The sequence below is a fragment of the Flavobacterium sp. ov086 genome (assembly GCF_900187965.1).
Lineage (GTDB): Bacteria > Bacteroidota > Bacteroidia > Flavobacteriales > Flavobacteriaceae > Flavobacterium.
Genome location: NZ_FZNL01000025.1, coordinates 65,162 through 87,251 on the forward strand (window position 1 = coordinate 65,162; position 22,090 = coordinate 87,251).

Annotated in this window: 14 protein-coding genes and 1 pseudogene; 2 read left to right on the top strand and 13 right to left on the bottom strand. The window is 35.3% G+C overall.

The genetic code is table 11. The features are described 5' to 3' along the window. The 13 genes and pseudogenes from CHB81_RS22190 to CHB81_RS22250 all read right to left on the bottom strand — a co-directional run. Nucleotides 1–5,111: pseudogene (locus tag CHB81_RS22190) on the bottom strand (DUF11 domain-containing protein); the annotation flags it as partial. A gap of 531 nt (nt 5,112–5,642) precedes the next feature. Continuing rightward, on the bottom strand, nt 5,643–5,927 hold the full coding sequence (locus CHB81_RS27285; protein ID WP_089354029.1) for a gliding motility-associated C-terminal domain-containing protein: 285 nt from the start codon (nt 5,925–5,927) through the stop codon (nt 5,643–5,645). A 261-nt stretch (nt 5,928–6,188) separates the two neighbouring features. Continuing rightward, nucleotides 6,189–7,115, bottom strand: a complete 927-nt coding sequence (gene queG, locus CHB81_RS22200) for a tRNA epoxyqueuosine(34) reductase QueG (RefSeq protein WP_089354030.1) — start codon at nt 7,113–7,115, stop codon at nt 6,189–6,191. Continuing rightward, nucleotides 7,112–8,458 carry a cytochrome P450 gene (locus tag CHB81_RS22205; RefSeq protein WP_089354031.1) on the bottom strand — a complete coding sequence of 449 codons (1,347 nt, stop codon included), beginning with the start codon at nt 8,456–8,458 and terminating at the stop codon, nt 7,112–7,114. Before CHB81_RS22205 ends, queG begins: the two co-directional genes overlap by 4 nt. 11 nt (nt 8,459–8,469) lie before the next feature. Beyond that, nucleotides 8,470–9,492 carry a Holliday junction branch migration DNA helicase RuvB gene (ruvB, locus tag CHB81_RS22210; protein WP_089354032.1) on the bottom strand — a complete coding sequence of 341 codons (1,023 nt, stop codon included), beginning with the start codon at nt 9,490–9,492 and terminating at the stop codon, nt 8,470–8,472. A 200-nt stretch (nt 9,493–9,692) separates the two neighbouring features. Further along, the gene (locus CHB81_RS22215; RefSeq protein ID WP_089354033.1) at nt 9,693–11,495 is read right to left on the bottom strand and encodes a cbb3-type cytochrome c oxidase subunit I; all 1,803 of its coding nucleotides are present in this window, start codon (nt 11,493–11,495) and stop codon (nt 9,693–9,695) included. A gap of 31 nt (nt 11,496–11,526) precedes the next feature. Further along, the gene (locus CHB81_RS22220) at nt 11,527–12,717 is read right to left on the bottom strand and encodes a cytochrome c oxidase subunit II (RefSeq protein ID WP_089354034.1); all 1,191 of its coding nucleotides are present in this window, start codon (nt 12,715–12,717) and stop codon (nt 11,527–11,529) included. A gap of 19 nt (nt 12,718–12,736) precedes the next feature. Then, nucleotides 12,737–14,116 (bottom strand): quinol:cytochrome C oxidoreductase, encoded by a 1,380-nt coding sequence (locus tag CHB81_RS22225; RefSeq protein ID WP_089354035.1) that lies wholly within the window; start codon nt 14,114–14,116, stop codon nt 12,737–12,739. Between the two features lie 27 nt (nt 14,117–14,143). Next, nucleotides 14,144–14,689, bottom strand: coding sequence for a cytochrome c (locus tag CHB81_RS22230; protein WP_089354036.1), 546 nt, complete (start codon nt 14,687–14,689; stop codon nt 14,144–14,146). An 8-nt stretch (nt 14,690–14,697) separates the two neighbouring features. Beyond that, nucleotides 14,698–15,222, bottom strand: coding sequence for a DUF3341 domain-containing protein (locus CHB81_RS22235; protein ID WP_041516373.1), 525 nt, complete (start codon nt 15,220–15,222; stop codon nt 14,698–14,700). Then, nucleotides 15,215–16,615 carry an NrfD/PsrC family molybdoenzyme membrane anchor subunit gene (nrfD, locus tag CHB81_RS22240; RefSeq protein WP_074660558.1) on the bottom strand — a complete coding sequence of 467 codons (1,401 nt, stop codon included), beginning with the start codon at nt 16,613–16,615 and terminating at the stop codon, nt 15,215–15,217. Before nrfD ends, CHB81_RS22235 begins: the two co-directional genes overlap by 8 nt. A 34-nt stretch (nt 16,616–16,649) precedes the next feature. Next, on the bottom strand, nt 16,650–19,703 hold the full coding sequence (locus CHB81_RS22245; RefSeq protein ID WP_089354037.1) for a TAT-variant-translocated molybdopterin oxidoreductase: 3,054 nt from the start codon (nt 19,701–19,703) through the stop codon (nt 16,650–16,652). Between the two features lie 32 nt (nt 19,704–19,735). Further along, entirely contained in the window at nt 19,736–21,073 is a 1,338-nt protein-coding gene (locus CHB81_RS22250) for a c-type cytochrome (protein WP_089354038.1), read from the bottom strand. 219 nt (nt 21,074–21,292) lie between these two features. Between CHB81_RS22250 and CHB81_RS22255 the strand changes: the two genes are divergently transcribed. Then, nucleotides 21,293–21,682 carry an SPOR domain-containing protein gene (locus CHB81_RS22255; RefSeq protein ID WP_089354039.1) on the top strand — a complete coding sequence of 130 codons (390 nt, stop codon included), beginning with the start codon at nt 21,293–21,295 and terminating at the stop codon, nt 21,680–21,682. Nucleotides 21,683–21,789: 107 nt separating this feature from the next. Then, the coding region (locus CHB81_RS22260; protein ID WP_141130443.1) for a transposase at nt 21,790–22,090 on the top strand (301 nt) is incomplete at its 3' end.

Consider the following 22,090-nt stretch of genomic DNA (forward strand, 5'->3'; position numbering starts at 1 on the left):
ACAATATCTGATGGTTTTGGGGTAACAGTCAAATTCAATACCTCATCTGCCGTACAACCATCATGCGAAATTCTTAATCCTGTTTGATTGCTTGTATAATCAATTCCGTTGGCGGACCAAGTATAGGTTTCTCCCGAGCAGATCGTTTTGTTGGTAACAATATCCGCTGGTTTTGGTGTAACAGTAAGGTTCAATACTTCATCTGCCGTACAGCCATCATGCGGAATTCTTAATCCGTTTTGGTTTGTGCTGTAAACTGTATTATTTACTGACCATGTATAATTCTCTCCTGAACAGATGGTTTTATTTGTTACAATATCTGATGGTTTTGGTGTAACAGTCAAATTCAATACCTCATCTGCTGTACATCCGTCGTGCGGAATTCTTAATCCGGTTTGATTACTTGTATAGTCGATTCCGTTGACTGTCCAAGTATATGTTTCTCCCGAACAGATCGTTTTATTTGTTACAATATCTGATGGTTTTGGGGTAACAGTCAAATTCAACACTTCGTCTGCCGTACAGCCATCATGCGAAATTCTTAATCCTGTTTGATTGCTTGTATAATCAATTCCGTTGGCTAACCAATTGTATGTTTCTCCTGAACAGATGGTTTTATTTGTTACAATATCCGCAGGTTTTGGAGTAACAGTCAAATTCAATACCTCATCTGCTGTACAACCGTCGTGCGGAATTCTCAATCCTGTTTGATTGCTTGTATAATCAATTCCATTGGCTGACCAAGTGTATGTTTCTCCTGAACAGATTGTTTTATTGGTTACAACATCTGTCGGTTTTGGAGTAATTGTCAAATTCAATACTTCATCTGCTGTACATCCGTCGTGTGAAATTCTTAATCCTGTTTGGTTTGTAGTATAGTCGATTCCGTTGACTGTCCAAGTATAGGTTTCTCCCGAACAGATTGTTTTATTTGTTACAATATCTGATGGTTTTGGCGTAACTGTCAAATTCAAAATCTGATCTGCTGTACAACTATTATTTATAATTTTTAATGCTGTTTGATTAGTAGTGTAAACAGTATTGTTTACCGACCATGTATAACTCTCTCCAGAACAAATAGTTTTATTGGTTACGATATCTGCAGGTTTTGCTGTTAGTGTTACCGCTACCGAAGTTCTAGGGCTCTCACAACCATTCGTCGTTTGACTTACATAATAAGTTCCATTTGTTAAAGCTTCAGTTCCTGTATAAAGTGTTCCACCTGTATTGGCACTGTACCATTTTATACCTGCTCCTGAAGGAGATAAATCACTTACTTTTTTATTATCAACAGAACAGAAACTCTGAGCATTGGCACTTGGTGCAGATGGCGTAGGATTAACTGTTACGGATGTTGCCGTAGAAGCAAGACTTAGACATCCTGTAGCATTTGCAACTTTTACAGTATAACTTCCAGAGGCAGACACTATGATAGCCTGAGTTGTTTCTCCAGTTGACCATAAATAACTGCTTCCTCCGCTCGAAGTCAAAACTACACTTCCGCCCGGGCAAAATGTTGTTGAACCACCCGCAATAATCGACGGTGCATCTGGGGTAGGATTTACTGTAACTGATACTAACGTTCTGGCACTTTCGCAACTATTTAGAGTTTGAGATACATAATAATTTGCAGAAGATAATGTTTCCGTTCCCAGATAAGCTGTTCCTCCTGTACTCGCATTGTACCATTTGATACCTGCTCCTGATGGAGATAAATCATTTACTTTTTTATTATCGGCAGCACAAAATGTCTGAGAAGAAGCTGTTGGTGCAGCCGTATTATTTACCGTAACCGCTACTAACGTTCTCGAACTTTCGCAACCGTTTATGGTTTGGGATACATAATAATTTGTTGAAGATAATGTTTCGGCTCCTGTATAAGGGGTTCCGCCTGTACTGGCATTATACCATTTGAAACTTGCTCCTGATGGAGATAAATCACTTACCTTTTTATTATCGATAGCACAAAATGTCTGTGATGAAGCTGTTGGTGCAGCTGTATTATTTACCGTTACTGTTACTGAAGTTCTTGCACTCTCTCCACAGCTATTAGATTGGCTTACAAAATAAGCTTTGCTTGTCAAAGTTTCAGTTCCATCATAGAGCGTACCACCAGTAATGGCGCTGTACCATTTGATACCGGCTCCTGATGGAGATAAATCACTTACTTTTTTAGAATCATTAATACAAAATGTTTGAGGTGAAGTCGCTGGTGCAGAAGGAACTGTACTTATAGTAACTACTACTGGAGTTCTTGCACTCTCACCACAACTGTTTGCTGTCTGACTTACATAATATGTTTTTGAAGTTAATGCCGTATTTCCTGCTAAAGGCGATGTTGAACTACTTGTATCATACCACTTTATAGTTGATCCTGATGGAGACAGATCACTGATTTTTTTATTATCAGCAGCACAAAATGTCTGAGGAGAAGCTGATGGTGCAGATGATGTACTGTTTACAGTTACCACTACTGCAGTCCTTGCGCTTTCGCATCCACTTGATGATGTCTGACTTACATAATATGTTTTTGAAGTTAGTGCCGTCGTTCCTGCTAAAGGTGAGGTTGAACTACTTGTATCATACCATTTTATAGTAGACCCGGATGGGGATAAATCGCTGACTTTTTTATTCTCAGAAGAACAAAATGTCTGGGCAGATGCTGATGGTGCTGTTGGCGTAAAAGTTACCGTTATTGGTGCTGAACTACTGCTGGCACAACCTGAACCACTTATTATTTTAAGAGAATAAGTTCCTTCGGTGTTGATTGTAATAGTTCGTGTAGTTTCACCAGTTGACCATAAATAGGTACTTCCATTATAGTTGGTTGCACTATCCGTTGACCTTAAAGTTGTATTTCCTGCTGTTGTACATGTAGCCGAATTTTTACTCACATAAATCTCCGGAGTACTTGGCAGCGGATTATTTGTTACTACTACCGGCTTTATAAACACGCAACCTTCAGCCGAAGTTGCTTTTATGTAATATGTTCCAGCAGTTGCTGTAGTGGGTGTTGTATAAGAAGTGGTTGCCGAAGAATTTACCCAATATGAAAGTGTTAAATTCCCGGTACTTCCAGCAGTAACTGCCGCAGCAGTAAGATCAATTGTAGCGGTTGCACAAACAGCTGCAGGATTTGTTACAGTTAAATAAGGCGCCTTTGGATTTACTGCCGCACTCGCTGAATTATTTGCCGTATTGGTATCTACTGAAGCTGGTAGTGAAGCTGTATTTGTATAATTGCCTGATGAATTTACGGTAGCAATAATCTTTAATGTTAATACTGCTCCTGCATCTACATCACCAATACTCCAAACTCCTGTTCCTGAATCATAAGCTCCAACTGAAGGAGTTGAACTTACATAAGTATATCCTGAAGGAAGTAAATCGTTTACTGAAATTCCCGAAACATTATTTCCTCCTAAGTTACTTACTTTTACAGTAAATTCTACATTCGAACCTATACATGGTGTTGTATTATCGACTGTTTTTGTGATTCCCAAATCTGTACAAAGTGTCACACTAACTGGTTTTGAAGGAGTCTGAGCTCCACAAGCCAAAGTAGAAGATACGGAGTATGAACCCGTTTTTGTAGCGGTATATGTTGAAGAATTTGCGCCTGTAATAGCCGTTCCGTTAAAATACCATTGATAGGGTGCAAAACCAGCAGGTGTTGTTAATTCGGCTTTATTATTTGTACATCCTCCTCCTGAAATATAGGTTAAAGTTGGATCTTCGGGCTGTGCCGCAAAATTGGAGAAAAACCCAGCCATCGAGAAACCTCCATCTTGTTGTACAATCGAAACGGTTAGTTTGGCTATACTTGAAATAGAAAGAAAATCAGGACCTCCAATTTGAGTATTTTTAAAGTTTATCAAATACCAACCTGTCGTTCCTATTTGATAACGAGGTGCAATACCACTTATAGACTCAATACTAACACCGTTTACATATACAATATCTGTAGCGCTTCTTAAGAGAATATATCCAAAATAATCTAATGTATTTGACGCATAATCCCTAAACTTTGCTGTTTCTATAAAATTAGATCCTCCGCATTCTGATACCGGAGCAATTGTCGAAACATCGACCTCACATTTTTGTGCTGTTCCGGAATATACCGCAACTCTTTTATCAGCAACCACACGTGATGCAGTAAAACTTGTGCCGTTGCTGCCATTTACAAAAGTATAAAAATCTCCAGCCAGGGCCAAAGTAACAGTATTTGTTGTCACTAATGTTCCTGTAGCTGTATATCCTGTTACCGTTACAACTGTGTTATCTTTTGTGGCTACTACTGTAGTTTGCTCTGCGATACTATTTCCCGTTCCTCTTTCAAGAAAATATTCTGTTCCTAAAACTGCTTCTGGTGGAATTTGATTGAAAGCCCCGTCACCACAACCACCCGGCATATCTATTGCAGCCGAAGTATTCATAACACAAGGATTTGACGATTCTACCAAAGTTCCTATTGGAGCTTTGAATAAATAGCTCTGTCCGGCATTTAGTGTAGTGACAACATTATTGCTTATTTTTATACTAGTATTGTTAACAGTAGCCATAATACTGTAAATTGGACGTTGATCTCCGAAAGTACTAAAGCTTCCCAACGAGCCATCTCTGTAGTAACCTACTCGAAAACGTACTCCAAGTCCAGCATCACCAAAACTTGTTAATGCAGCATTTCCTTTAATATTTACATCAGCGTTCTCTCCTCTTGAATAATCGTCTGAAGCAACATTTCGTAAATTTATAGATGTAGGTGCCGTACTTGTAATGATTAAACCTGCAGCGTTTAACACCGTCGTTAAAGCATTCATAGGAAGAGTACTTGCATTAAGCTTAAACCTATAAACTGCCGGTGTACCTTTTATGGCTGTTAAATTTGCTTCTAAAGTACCATCACTCTTAGACAATGTAATATTTACCGTTGCTGTTGAGTTTGTTGCAATGACAATTTCATTTGCCTTACTAAAATATTGCCAAGGTGCTGGTGCGATATAGTGTTTTGTATAGAACTGAGCCGAAGCATTATAAGATACTAATAATAAAAATGCAATAAGAAGGGTTAGCCTAAAAAATTTAGGCTGATTAAAAGTAAAGTTACGCATAAACAGCTAGGTTTTGGAGAATAGAAATAACAGATGTTAAATAACCCAACAGGTCATTCGACACAAAAAACAGATACGAAAAAATAAAAGGAATAGATGTCAAAAATCTGAAAAAAGTCTTTTCAAGATCTTTATACATAAAATGTGGCATTTGGACCATAAGTGTAACTAGGTTCAAGACACAAAATTGTCTTTTGGTTAAATTAAGTAGTTTTTGGCGCAGCGAAAATATGCAAACACCTAATTACTAGCTACATTAGTCGACAAACTACATGGAAAAACGTTGAAATACACTTTTTATCGACTAAATTTAACCTAAGGCACTAAAAAACATAACTATTTGATAACAAAACAACAGAAAATTCTTAATTTTTTATCAATAAACCAGCTTTTATAGAAATTATCAATAAATACCCCAATATATCTTACAAAGATAGAAGTGCGACAAAATCGCACTTCTATCTTTAACCACTGACAAACAGATATTTACCTCTCTGTGAGATATATAAATATCCTGTTAAGCTAACTGACTCATTTAGATATGTTTTTATAAGTTATTACATAAAAATAAGTTCCATCAGGTAATCCATCTTGTTGTTTAACAGTTGGTCTTCCTTCAGATACTCCTCTAAACACAACTATTTCATTATCATAACCATAAGAATCATAAACCAAAACTCCCCAACGGTCATAAATTTCTACATAAGCATCTGAATAACATTTAATTCCATCAATTTTGAAAACATCATTTATTTCATCTCCATTAGGAGAAACTGCATTGTAAATTGTAATTTTACAAGCATTCAGCGGTAGTATTGTTGGATGGAATTAAAAAAAAGAAGTGGCCTAAAATGCGAAACGGGGTTAACACAAATTTATAAAAAAACTTAAAAAATCAACAAACTCATTGAATATTAGACGGTTACAAACAATACAACAATAAAAACACAAATAACTGATAATAAATAAGTTACAAGTAAAAACTAAATGCTAAAAAATCATAAAAAAAATGATAACAAACACATTACCTGTTTAAAAACTGATCATGACGTTAAAAAAAAATAACTTTTTTTTAATTTATTTTAAAAAGGTAATATTTCGTTTTAAACCATCAAACTTGGTTCTTTTAATAGGAGAATTTTTAAAAACTGCACGAAAAGTTTCTTCTGTGATTTCGATCCAATCTTTTTTAGAAAAAGAAAGTAATTCGGGGTTTGGATTAAACAAAGGTTCTGAATGAGGTTTTGAGAACCGATTCCAAGGGCAAACGTCCTGACATGTATCACAGCCAAACATCCACTCATCAAATTTTCCTTTCATTTCGTAAGGAATATTTTCTTTAAGTTCAATTGTATAATAAGAAATACATTTACTCCCATCAACCACATGCGGAGCAACTATTGCCTGTGTAGGACAAGCATCAATACAAGCGGTACAAGAACCGCAATGATCTGTAGTGGCATGATCATATTCCAGTTCTAAATCAAGAATTAATTCTGCAATAAAATAAAAAGAACCTACTTTTTGAGTTAATAGATTACCACTTTTACCAATCCAGCCAAGACCACTTTTAGCAGCCCAAGCTCGGTCTAAAACAGGTGCAGAATCAACAAAAGCACGACCGGAAACATCACCAATATTTTCCTGAATCGAATGCAAAAATTCTTTTAACTTCTCTTTGATTACAAAATGATAATCCTGTCCGTAAGCATATTTTGAGATCTTAAAACTTTCGTCAGTTTGGGTTTCATTTGGATAATAATTCAACAAAAGCGAGACAACACTCTTAGCATCATCAACTAACAAAGTTGGATCTAAGCGTTTATCAAAATAATTCTCCATATAAGCCATTTGGCCATGATGGTTATTATTAAGCCATTTTTCAAGCCGCGGTGCCTCTTCTTCCAGAAATCCAGCTTTAGATATTCCACAAGAAAGAAAACCAAGCCTTTTCGCCTCAGATTTAATAAATTCCGAATATGTCTCTTTAGAATTAATGCTCATCTTTTTGAGAATAAAACTTCTACTCCAACTGGTTTTAATGTAATTAAAGGATTAAACTCAACACTGTTCTTGCAGGATTTAATCACATATTTTTTTACAATCTGAGAAAGCGTTAAACACATCTCATAAATTGCAAATCCAGATCCAATACACATTCTTGGCCCGGCACCAAAAGGGTAAAAATACTGCATGGACTGCTTCTTTCGTTCTCCTAAAAATCTTTCCGGATCAAATTGTTCAGGGTTTTCCCAATACTTAGGATTTCGATGTAATTCATAAAAAGAAACACCAATCAATGTTCCTTTTTTTATACTATAATCAACAATGATATCGTCTTCTACATTTTGTCGGTCTGTAATCCATGCCGGTGGATACAAACGCATAGCTTCATTTAAAACGGCATTGGTATAAGTCATTCCTTGAAGCTGTTCTACAATATCACTTGTTTGTGCTTCAATTTCAGTAATTTCGTTGAATATTCTTTCCTGTATTTCCGGATTTCTTCCTAAAAGATGAAGCGTAAACGTCAACGCATTTGCAGTGGTTTCATGACCGGCAATAAACAAAACCTTAATTTCATCAACTAACTGATTTACAGACATTCCTTCTCCCGTATCTTCATATCGGGTTTCTAAAAGCATATTAAGCAAATCATTAATCTCGCCTTTCGATACTACTCTTTCGTCAATAATTTCCTTGATAATCCTATTATTTTCCTCTGCCAGTTCAAGATGTTTTTTTACCTGTCCGCTTAACGAAAACCACCAGGCTTTATGTGGAAGTCGAATTTCTTTGATTAGAAAATTCTGAACTTCTTCAATAATAAATTTTATTCGATTTAGTTTTTCTTCCGATATTGAAAGCTGAAATAATGATTTAGCCACCACATTAAATGCTAACTGACTCATTACCGGAAAAAGATCTATTGGTTTTTCTTCCGTTAAACCTTCAAGTTCCAAGGCAATAGTTTGATTCATATTCTCAACCAGCTGATTCATTTTTTGTTTATGAAATGCAGGCTGAATTAATCTTCTTTGTTTTAACCAAAAATCACCATCAACCGTCAAAAGTCCTTTCCCCAAATATTTAGAAAGATACACAGATTGAAATTTAGACTTGTGATAATTCTTTTGATTTTTCTGTAAAATATACTGTGCAATATCATTATCGCGCGATAAAATTATATGCTTTGAAACACCAATCTTTAGAGAAAAAGAATCTCCAAATTTATCAAAATATCTTTTATGAAACGGAATTGGATTTTTACGTATACCTTCTGCATCCAAAAAAAATCTCAAAATTGAAAGTCTATTTGGGTAATTATATTTTCTACTTTCAGACATTTTTAATAGAATTAAAATAATCCCCCCTGAATGTTGGTGTTTATTTTTCCAAGATGTTTATACGCTTTATCTGTAACCTCCCGACCTCTTGGAGTTCGCATAATAAATCCTTCCTGAATTAAGAAAGGCTCATATACTTCTTCAATTGTTTCACTACTTTCAGATACTGCTGTAGCCAAAGTAGAAAGTCCAACAGGTCCTCCTTTAAATTTATTGATAATCGTCAACAAAATTTTGTTATCCATTTCATCAAGGCCATGTGCATCCACATTCAACGCTTTTAATGCATAACGGGCAATTTCCAGATCTATGGTTCCGTTTCCTTTTATTTGTGCAAAATCACGTACTCTACGCAATAATGCATTTGCAATACGAGGTGTACCACGGCTTCGACCAGCTATTTCGATAGCAGCATCTAATGAAATTGGCATTCTAAGTATAGAGGAACTTCTTTCAACAATAGTTGTCAAAAGTTCAGTAGTATAATATTGTAATCGTGAAGAAATTCCAAAACGTGCACGCATAGGTGCTGTTAGCAATCCGGAACGTGTTGTTGCTCCAATTAAAGTAAAAGGATTCAAATTGATCTGTACCGTTCTGGCGTTTGGCCCGGACTCAATCATAATATCAATCTTGAAATCTTCCATTGCCGAATATAAATACTCTTCAACAATTGGACTCAGACGATGAATTTCATCAATGAATAAAACATCTCTTTCATCAAGATTTGTAAGCAAACCGGCCAGATCACCAGGTTTGTCTAAAACAGGTCCTGAAGTAATTTTAATTCCAACTTCAAGTTCATTGGCCAAAATATTAGCCAAAGTTGTTTTTCCTAATCCGGGAGGTCCGTGAAAAAGTGTATGATCAAGTGCTTCACCACGTTGATTTGCAGCAGCAACAAAAACTTTTAAATTCTCCAAAACTTGATCTTGTCCGGCAAAATCATCAAATGACAGCGGACGTAATCTTTTTTCAAGATCTAATTCTTCTGGGTTATACCCATTTGTAGTGGGATCTAGGTTCTCATTCATTTTACAAAGATAGACAAAGTAATCAGTTTGTAAAACAGATAAATTTCAAATAAAATCTTGAAGCTCCGCAGTAAAATTCCAATATCTAAAATACCAAATTCCAATATTATTATATTTCCGTAATTATAATTTACGACCAAATCCTGACTTTAACAAAAACAAAAAAGACCATCCTTTCAGATGGTCTTTTTTAAATATTTTTAGTGGTGCAAAACTTCTTCACCTTCTTTCATTGGTACATTTTGCGGTACAAAATCTACATCGTGATTTGGGTTACTATAGTCATATGGCCAACGGTATACATGAGGAATTTCTCCTGGCCAGTTACCGTGAATATGTTCTACTGGAGTTGTCCATTCTAATGTTGTAGATTTCCATGGGTTTTGAACTGCTTTCTTACCGTAGAAAATACTACTAAAGAAGTTGTACAAGAATACCAATTGGAAAGCTCCTCCTACAAGAGCAAATGTTGTAATTAAAACATTCACATTTTGTAAATCATCAAATAATGGGAAGTTTGTGTTTGTATAATAACGTCTTGGTAAACCAGCTAATCCAATAAAGTGCATTGGAAAGAATACTCCATAAGCACAAACTGCTGTTACCCAAAAGTGAATATAACCTAAGTTTTTATTCAACATCTTTCCGTACATTTTAGGGAACCAGTGGTAGATACCAGCAAACATTCCGTAAAGTGCAGAGATCCCCATTACTAAGTGAAAGTGAGCAATTACAAAGTAAGTATCGTGAACATTAATATCTAAAGTACTATCTCCTAAAATAATTCCAGTTAAACCTCCAGTGATGAAAGTAGAAACCATTCCGATAGAGAATAACATTGCAGGATTGAATTGTAAGTTACCTTTCCATAAAGTTGTAATCCAGTTGAATGCTTTTACAGCAGATGGAATTGCAATCAATAAAGTTGTGAAGGTAAATACAGATCCTAAGAAAGGATTCATACCTGAAATAAACATGTGGTGACCCCAAACAATTGTTGATAAAAATGCAATTGCAAGAACTGACATAATCATCGCTCTGTATCCGAAGATTGGTTTACGAGAGTTCGTAGCCATGATTTCAGAAACAAGTCCCATTGCAGGTAAGATTACGATATAAACCTCAGGGTGACCTAAGAACCAGAATAAGTGTTCGAACAATACTGGAGAACCTCCTTGGTAATGTAAAACTTCTCCAGCGATATAAATATCAGACAAGAAGAATGAAGTACCAAAACTTCTATCAAAAATTAATAATAATGCAGCAGATAACAATACCGGGAAAGAGATAACACCAATAATAGCTGTTACGAAAAATGTCCAGATTGTAAGCGGAAGTCTAGTCATAGACATTCCTTTAGTTCTTAAGTTGATAACAGTAACAATGTAATTTAAAGATCCCATTAAAGAAGATGCGATAAAAATTGCCATTGAAACTAACCATAAAGTCATACCTGTTCCAGAACCTGGAATCGCTTGCGGTAAAGCACTTAATGGAGGATAAATTGTCCAACCTGCAGAAGCTGGTCCAGCTTCAACAAATAAAGAAGACAACATAATTACAGCAGATAAGAAAAACAACCAGTATGAAATCATGTTCATGAATCCAGAAGCCATATCTCTTGCTCCAATTTGAAGCGGAATAAGTAAGTTACTAAAAGTACCACTTAAACCAGCCGTCAGTACAAAGAATACCATGATGGTACCGTGAATTGTAACTAAGGCCAAATAAATATCATTAGCCATTACACCATCAGGCGCAAATTTATCTCCTAATAAAACATTAAAGATTTTGAAAGACTCTTCTGGCCATGCTAATTGCATTCTGAAAAGCAAAGACATTGCAATACCAATAATTCCCATGATAATACCGGTAATTAAGTATTGCTTAGCAATCATTTTGTGATCAATACTAAATATATACTTAGTAATGAACGTGTCTTTATGATGATGTTCGTGCTCGTGATCGTGTCCGTGATCCTGACCGTGCGCTTCTGCTGACATATATGTGTACTTTAAATTTTCTTAATAAATATTATTTCATAGCAACTTTAGCTACAACTGCTTTTACAGTATCAATAACCGCTTTTACAGTATCTTTAGCAGTACTATCTGTAGTAGCTTTCGCTCCTTCTCCTTCAGCTGGTTTCTTAGCAGCTTCAGCCGCTTTAATATCCTGAGCTAAAGTAGTTTTTTCGCTTAACCATTTTTTATAATCTTCTGGAGTATCAACAACTACTTTCATTTGCATGTTGTAGTGAGAAGCTCCACAAATTTTATTACATAATAATAAATAATCGAATGTATAAGGATCTAAAGCTGTACCGCCTTTAGCAACTAACTCAACGCTTTTCTCAGCTCTAAGTTTATTGATATTAGCAACTTTTTCTACCATAAATGGTAACTCTCTATATTCAGCACTTGTATAAGTTGGAATAAAAGCAAACTCAGTAACCATTCCAGGAACACAGTTCATTTGCGCTCTAAAGTGAGGCATGTAAGCTGAGTGCAAAACGTCTTGAGAACGCATTTTGAAATGTATTTTTTTACCTTTTGGAATATGTAATTCAGAAACTACAATATCATCCTGAGCATTAGGATCTGACATGTCAACTCCTAAAGTATTTACACCTTCAATTAAACGTACGTTTGCTTTTCCTAAAACATTATCTTGTCCTGCATATCTTGCAGTCCATTTAAATTGTTGAGCATATAATTCAATTTCAATTACATCTTCGTCTTTATCAACAAACATAATGTTGTTCCAAGCATACAATCCGTAAAGAATTAAACAAGCTAAAACTACAGATGGAATAATACTCCAAATTGCTTCTAATTTATTACTGTCAGCAAAGAATAATGCTTTTTTATCTTTATGTCCTCTGTTTTTAAAAGAAAACCAGTAAAGTAAACCTTGTGTAATGAATTGGACTACAAAAATTAAAACCCAAGTAATATTCATTAAATTATCTACTAAAAGACCGTGCTCTGAAGCAGGAGTATGAAGTGCTAAATGACCCCATTTTAGTAAACCGTAAATCGTAAATATATAAATGAAAGCCAAAAAGCCAAACATAACATATCCCTGAACATTATTATCATTATCTGATGCAACCTGAGAATCGTCCGAAGAAGACCCTACTTGAGTAAGATCAAATATCTTGGTCAATTGCCATAATGCAACTGCTAATAAAACTACAACTATAATTACCAACAAACTTGTCATCTGTTTACTTCTTTAAATATTAATAATGAAAATGTTTACTTTCTTCAATGAAAGGATTTCTTTTTGCTAACAAAGGAGCTTTAGTTAATGCATTAAAAACAACAAAAATAAACAATCCTAAGAAGAAAAGAATAGATGCAATTTCAGGAACACCAATAAACCATTTATCTCCTACTGTACCAGGCATAATCATATTAAAGAAATCAACATAGTGACCTAATAAGATAACAACACCAGCCATTACAATTACCCAGCTAAGACGTTTGAAGTCTGTATTGATTAATATTAATAATGGGAAAACAAAGTTCATAACTACAGCACCAAAGAATGGCAAGTTGTATAATTGAATTCTAGTTACGAAGTAAGTTACCTCTTCTGGAATATTTGCATACCAGATTAACATGAATTGAGAAAACCATAAATAAGTCCAGAAAACACTAATACCAAACATAAATTTAGCTAAATCGTGAATATGGCTTGTATTTACATATTCTAAATATCCTTTAGATTTTAAATATACAGTAACTAATGCGATTGCAGTAATACCACTTACAAAGAAAGAAGCAAATACATACCATCCAAACAAAGTACTGAACCAGTGTGGATCAATTGACATAATCCAATCCCAAGACATGATAGACTCAGATACGATAAAGAATACCAAGAAACCAGCAGTTAACTTAAAGTTCTTTTTGTAGTATAGATCATCATTAGCTTCATCTTGAGCCAAACAATTTTTTCTAGATTGGTAACGATATAAATTCCATCCCAATAAAAAGATAGCAGCTCTAGCAATCCAGAAACCAAAATTTAAGTAACCAGCTTTACCAGCAATAATTTTATCATAGTTTGCACTATTAGGATCTGTTACTCCTTCACCTAACCATACAAAGATGTGATTAAAGTGTAATCCACAAAGAATTAAAATAATAAAGAAAATAACCGAACCTACTGGTAAGTAAGCAGTAATCCCTTGCATTACTCTAAACAAAACCGGAGACCAACCTGCCTGAGCAACTTGTTGAATAGCATAAAATGCTAAAGTTCCCATAGAAAGCAGCAAAAAGAAAATACATGCAACATATAATGCTGACCAAGGCTTATTTTGCAATTGGTGCAATACATGAGTTAAATGTTCTTTATGCTCATCAGCGGCACTAACTTTTGCATGCTCACCACCTTCGTGTGATTCATGCGAAGCCTCAGCAGCTTCATGATGTGAAGTTTCTGCTGTTGCTTCATGCGCAGCACCATGAGATCCATGTGCATCTGCAGCTAGAATTTTCTCAACATCTTGAATATCTTTAGGAGCAGTTAAAAAACCATATCCTATTCCTAATATACCAACGGCCATTAAGATGAAAGAAAAAGTTTTTAATTTACTTGAAAATGTATACATATCTATTACGATCAGTTTGTTCAACAATTATAATTGGCTTCTTAGTTTTAGAACATAGTCAGCAACTAACCAACGTTCGTGGGCACTTAATTGATTTGCATGTGAACCCATTGCATTTAAACCATAAGTTTCAACGTGAAAGATACTTCCTTCAGTGATTTCTCTGTCTTTATAGCTAGGTACTCCAAGAAATTTTTCTCTTTCAACCAATTTACCTTTACCGTTTCCAGCTGCACCATGGCAACTGATACAGTAAATTTCGAAAAGTTCTTTTCCTTTTCCAGAATTTCTATCTGCTTCACTTAAAGGTGATTTTAAATTAGCTTTTGCTAATTCATAACCAGCAGTTGAATTTTCATATTCATAAGGCTCAAAACCTCTATTGATAGTTCCTACAGCAGGAAGCTGTCCTTCTTTTCCTCCTTTAAATATTTTTGCTTCTGAATAGGTTTCATAACCTACAGACTCATACATATTAGGGAAATACTGATAGTTTGGTGCCGAATTATTGTGGCAAGATGAAACTAAAATAGTTATACCAACTAAAAGTGTTATTTTATATATCCTTTTCATAGCTACAATTAATTCTTTTCAATTACTTTAACTTCAACAGCTCCTGTACCTTCGAAAAAAGAAACTAGTTCTGCTTCGTTATCATTTACAGCAACTTCCATTAAAAAATGGTCATCCGTTGTTCTTACATCAGGATTCTCAGCTTCTTTAAACGGCCATAATCTACTTCTCATATAAAAAGTAATAACCATTAAGTGGGCAGCAAAAAATACTGTCATCTCAAACATAATAGGCACAAACGCAGGCATATTCTGGATGAAGCTAAAACTTGGCTTACCTCCAATGTCTTGTGGCCAATCATGAATCATGATATAACTCATCATGGTTGTTGCAACAGAAATACCAACACATCCATATAAAAATGCACAAATTGCTAATCTTGTTGGTGCTAAACCCATAGCTTTATCCAATCCGTGAACTGGGAATGGAGTAAAAACCTCTTCAATATGATGATGTGCAGCTCTGGTTTTCTTTACTGCATCCATCAAAATATCATCGTCATTATAAATGGCGTATATTACTTTATTACTCATGATGTGAATCTTTATTTGCTCTTTCTCTAATGTAATTATCTCCTGTTCCTTTCAAAATTGTTTTAACCTCTGCCTGAGCAATTACAGGGAATGTTCTAGAGTATAATAAAAACAATACGAAGAAGAAACCAATTGTTCCGATGAAAATACCAATATCAACAAATGTTGGTGAGAACATTGTCCAAGAAGATGGAAGGTAATCTCTATGTAAAGAAGTAACAATAATTACGAATCTTTCAAACCACATTCCGATGTTTACCACAATCGAAATAATAAATGAGAACATGATACTTGTTCTTAATTTCTTGAACCACATAAATTGCGGAGAGAAAACATTACAAGTCATCATCGACCAATATGCCCACCAGTAAGGTCCGGTAGCTCTGTTTAAGAAAGCATATTGCTCATACTCTACACCTGAATACCAAGCTACAAATAACTCAGTAATATATGCTACACCAACGATAGAACCTGTAATCATGATTACAATGTTCATTAACTCGATATGTTGTACTGTAATATAAGCTTCAAGATTAGATACTTTTCTCATAACGATCAACAATGTGTTTACCATCGCAAATCCAGAGAATACCGCTCCTGCAACGAAGTACGGAGGGAAAATTGTTGTATGCCATCCCGGAATAACAGAAGTAGCAAAGTCCATCGATACAATCGTATGTACAGAAAGTACAAGAGGAGTAGCTAAACCAGCCAGTACTAATGATACCTCTTCAAAACGTTGCCAATCTTTAGCTCTTCCACTCCATCCAAAACTTAGGATAGAATAAACTCTTTTTGTAAAAGGTGTTACCGCTCTATCACGTAGCATTGCAAAGTCAGGCAATAACCCAGTCCACCAGAAAACTAATGATACCGAAAGGTACGTTGAAATTGCGAACACGTCCCAAAGCAATGGTGAGTTAAAGTTTACCCATAAAGATCCAAATTGATTTGGAATAGGTAAAACCCAGTATGCTAACCATGGACGTCCCATGTGAATAATTGGAAATAAACCTGCTTGAACTACTGAGAAGATAGTCATTGCTTCTGCAGAACGGTTAATAGCCATTCTCCAACGTTGACGGAAAAGTAATAATACCGCAGAAATTAATGTTCCGGCGTGACCAATACCAACCCACCAAACGAAGTTCGTGATATCCCAAGCCCAACCAACTGTTTTATTTAATCCCCATGTTCCGATACCGGTAGATACGGTGTAAATTATACAACCTAACCCCCAAAGGAAGGCTATTAATGCGATTGAAAATACAATCCACCATTGTTTGTTTGCAGGCCCCTCAACAGGTGCAGCTACATCTACAGTTACATCGTGATAAGATTTATCACCAATAACTAAAGGTTTTCTAATGGGTGCTTCGTAGTGAGACGACATAATCCTTTATATGTTTCTTAATTAATAATTTATTCTAAGTATTTCTAACTTTAACATGGTAAACCACGTTAGGTTTTGTTCCTACATGCTCTAATAAGTGATATGATCTTTCATCAGCCGCTAATTTAGCAACTTTACTTTCTTTATCATTAACATCACCAAATATCATTGCTCCAGAAGAACAAGCGTTAGAACAAGCTGTTTGGAATTCGCCATCAGCAACTGGGCGACCTTCGTTTTTAGCTTTTAATTTAGTAGCTTGTGTCATTTGAATACACATTGAACATTTTTCCATAACACCACGAGAACGAACGTTTACGTCTGGGTTTAACACCATACGACCTAAATCATCATTCATGTGATAATCGAATTCACTGTTTTTGTTATACAAGAACCAGTTAAAACGACGAACTTTATACGGACAGTTATTAGCACAGTAACGAGTACCAACACATCTGTTGTATGCCATGTGGTTTTGACCTTCACGACCGTGAGATGTTGCAGCAACAGGACAAACTGTTTCACATGGTGCGTGATTACAGTGTTGACACATAACTGGCTGGAATGAAACTTGTGGATTATCTCCTGGTTTTTCCATTTCATTAAATGTAGATAATGAACTAGATAAACCTGCAATATTCTCTTTTCTTTCGTTATCACCTGCGAATGTACTTTCAGAAGAATAATATCTGTCAATACGCAACCAGTGCATATCACGACTTCTTCTAACTTCTGCTTTACCTACAACAGGAACATTGTTCTCTGCATGACAAGCAATAACACAAGCACCACATCCAGTACAAGCATTTAAATCAATTGAAAGGTTAAAGTGATGTCCTGTAGAACGATCAAATGATTCCCATAAATCGACTGTAGTAGCCTTAACTTCTTCGTGATCTAAAGATACCATTGGTTGTTCGTTCCAAAATTCAGCATCTTTAGTATTGAAAATTTCAAGAGTAGTTTCTTTAATAATATCTCCCCTACCCATTAATGTTTTCTGTCCTTGAACACAAGCAAACTCATGAACTCCATTTGCTTTCGCAATAGAAACAGATTGAACACTATTGAAATTTTTATATAAAGCGTAAGCGTTTAAACCTACAACCATTTCTTCTTTTAAAGCCGCTTTACGACCATAACCAACAGCCAAACCAACTGTTCCAACAGCTTGTCCTGGCTGAACGATTACTGGAACATTTTCCAACTTTAAACCGTCAGCAGTAGTAATTGTAGCATAACTTCCGTTTAAACCTCCGTTAGCAACAATTTCATTTGTCAAACCAAGTTTCTTAGCATCAGCATTAGATACAGTAACGTAGTTATCCCAAGAAACTCTTGTGATTGGATCCGGAAACTCTTGCAACCAAGGGTTGTTTGCTTGTTGTCCATCTCCTAAACCTGTTTTAGTATATAATACTAATTCAAATTCTCCGGCAGCTTTTGATTTTGAAACTGCATTTGCAGCAGAAGCATAATCAACAGAACCTGCAGATAAAGCAGTAGAACCAATTACAAAAATACCATCATGTAAAACTTTATTCCAAGAAGAACCTGCAATAATCCCAGCTGAATTAGCTTTAAGATAATCGTAGAAAGTTCCAGCAACACCATTTACTGACAATAAAACGTCTTGAAATTGTTTTGTATTGAATATAGGACGAATAGTTGGCTGAGTTAAACTATAAGTTCCTTTTGTAATCACAATATCACCCCAAGATTCTAAATAGTGAGGAGCTGGAGCAGCAATTGTAGTAACCGAAGCAGTTTCATCTTCTTTCAAAGAGAAAGCAACTGAAGTTTTTACTTTTTTCAATCCAGATACAAAAGAAGCTGAATCAGCTAATGTATAAACCGGATTAATACCACTCATGATTAAAGTATGAACACTTCCAGCATTCATATCTTTTATTAATTGAGATACAATCGCATTAGAACCTTTTCTAATTTGTCTTGTACCAGCTGTATTAAAAGCTTCACTAGCCAATACCTGATTGATAGCTAAAACTAATAATTGAGCATTTTTATCTTCAATTCCAGATACTAAAACTCCTTTTGAACCAGCAGCTTTTAACTGTTGAGCAGCTTTAGTAACTTCCGTTTTAAATTTGGCATCTAAAGATACCGGAACAGAAGCACCTGTAATAATATTATAAACTAAAACTAAAGCTTGTCTTTGATCCGCTGGTGTCATTGGCACACGCTTATCAGCAGCAGCTCCAGACAACGTCATGTTTGATTCGAACTGAAAGTGACGTGACATTTTTCCGTTTTGAGGAATACGTCCTTGTGCATATCCAGCATCATATCCTCCACCTTGCCAATCTCCTAAGAAATCAGCTCCAACAGAAACAATTAAAGAAGCTTTTGAAAAATCGTAATCAACAAGAGCTCTTTCTCCGTATACTGTTTCAAATGCATCTAATGCTTCAGAAGAAGAAACAGCGTCATAAACAACGTGTTTTGCATTTGGGTTTTTAGCAATAAACTCCCCTATTAATTTCTCAGTAGATGGACTTGCCAAAGTATTTGTCAACAATACCACTTGTCCACCTTTTGCTTTTGCATCAGCAAGACTTGATTTTATTTTCAAATCAACAGCAGACCAGCTACTATTTTTTCCTTCCAATTTAGGCTCTTTCAAACGCATACTATCATATAATGATAAGATAGACGCATGAATTCTAGCATTGGCCGAAAACTTAGCTCCAGAAATAGTATTGTTATCAATTTTAATTGGACGACCCTCACGAGTTTTTACTAATAAGTTAGCAAAATCAAAACCATCAAAAACAGTAGTTGCATAATAATCAGCAACACCAGGAATGATTTGTTCCGGTTGTAACACATATGGTATAGACTTGTGAACAGGACCTTCGCAGGCAGCTAGAGTTACCGCTGCAGTACTAAATCCTACGTACTTTAAAAAGTCACGACGTGAAGTTCCAGATGAAGCTAAAGCATCTGCATTCCCTAAGAATTCTTCTGTAGGAATCTCTTCAACAAATTCGTTATTTCTAAGCGCCTCAACAATAGAACTATTTTCTAGTTCTTCAACACTTTTCCAGTATTTTTTGTTTGATGACATTGTATATAAATATTAAAATCTTAATAATTCGATTAATAGTGGCATTTACCGCATTCTAAACCTCCCATTTGCGCTGCAGTCAATTTGTCTACACCGTATTTTTTAGAAAGTTCAGCATGAATTTTATCATAATATGCATTTCCTTCCATCTTAACATCAGTTTTTCTATGGCAATCAATACACCATCCCATTGTTAATTTAGAATATTGCTTCATGATCTCAAATTCCTGCACTGGACCGTGACAAGTTTGACATTCAACTCCTGCAACAGTAACGTGTTGAGAGTGGTTGAAGTAAACAAAATCAGGAAGATTATGAATACGAACCCATTTTACAGGCTGCGTTTTTCCAGTATATGCTTGTTTGGCTTTATCCCAACCAACAGCAGTATATAACTTCTGGATTTCACCATCATAGTAAGCTTTGCTGTACTCAGGAGTAGCAGTAGATTCAGCAACCTCAGAAATATTTTTATGACAGTTCATACAAACATTCAAAGATGGAATACCAGCATTTTTACTAACACGAGCAGCAGAGTGACAATATTTACAATTGATCTCGTTATCTCCTGCGTGAATTTTATGTGAATAATGAATTGGCTGAATTGGCTCATAATTTTGATCAACACCAACTTGCATTAAGAAAGCATAAACAAAATAACCACTCGCCAAAAGCAAGAATATAGACGAAACTAATACCAGGAATTGATTTTTAGCAAAAGCTTTCCATATTGGCAATCTAGCTTCTTTTGGAGCAACTACAATACCATTATTACTAGCAACTTTAGTCAACACTTTGTTCACCATGAACAACATTACAACCAAAATTCCCATTACAAGAGCAAGAGCTCCTAAAATAATGTTATTTGAGATTCCGCCACCTTCAACATTTGTTCCCGGAGGCGCAGCAGAACCAGGAGCACCAGCTACAGGCTCAGCTTTTACTTCAGAAGTATAAGCGATAATATTATCAATATCACCTGTAGATAATTGAGGAAAAGCAGTCATCACAGACTTATTGTTTTCTTCAAAAAGTTTCACAGCAACAGCATCACCTGATTTAATAACTTCAGAACTGTTGTGAACCCACTTGTAGATCCAAGCCATTTCATGCTTAGCAGCAACTCCTCTTAAAGCAGGACCAGTTGATTTAGCATCTAATTTGTGACATGCAGCGCAATTTGCATTAAAAAGTTCTTTCCCTTTTACTGGATCACCACCAGCAGTTGCAGCCGGAGCAGCAGCAGCTTCTGGCGCCGCCGGAGCAGCAGCAGCATTTTGAGCGGATGAAGTTAGGGAGAAAATCAACGTTAGCGATAAGCTAAGTAGTAATTTTCTGGAGATCGAATTATGGTTACCCACCTTTTTCATATAGTATAATAATTATCTACTAATTTTTGGTATGATTTTTTCTGTAGTAAATCAACAAAAAACTAATACCTTCTTTTAAAACTTGCACAAAAATACGACTTATGAACTATTCTCAAAACCTTAAAATACTCTTAAATATCAATTTATATCAATTCTAAATAATATTAAAATTTTCCATACAAAGTTTAAATACTATTTTTGCATAAAAACCATCACATTATGAGAATTTTAACCCACTCAAAAAGAGTTTTCTTAACACTAACAATGTTCACTTTAGCATATAATATTCATGCTCAAGACCAAAATTTAACACTAAATCAAGATCCTAAATTTGAGCAGTTACTAAACGACAAACGCAAAATTAACACGTCAATAAACACAAACGACACTTACAAAATTCAAATTTTTAGTGGAAAAAGTGAGGAAGCAAAAAAAACGCTTGCCGATTTTAAAAGAGAAAATGCCAATATCGATGGTACAATAATTTTCAACACTCCTAACTACAAAGTAATCGTTGGAAATTTTAAAACCAGAATAGAAGCAGAAAGAAACTTAGCCGAAATCAAGAAAAGATACAAAAGTGTATTTTTGCTAAAACCGGGTAAATAATATATCCAAAAAAAGCTAAAACAAAAAAAGCATCAGCCGCAGCTGATGCTTTTTTATTTCTCTCTATTGTCTCGTCCTGAAATAGCGATACACAAAAAGCCATCGTTATGGAAGATCAAATAAATTATGTAAAGCGTAGTCAACGAGATTACAGTATGTCACTAAAACTTCAAATTGTTAGTGAGATTGAAAAAGGAAATATTTCTATTACTCAAACAAGAAAACAATATGGTATTCAGAGTCATGGAACAGTTTTAAATTGGTTAAGAAAATTTGGTAACTTTGATTGGGAGAACCAAACCCCAACCCAAATGGCAAAAACACCTGAACAGAAGATAATGGAACTCGAAGCCCAAGTGAAATTATTGGAAAAGCAAAAAGCATTATTGGAAAGACAGGCTTTTGTTG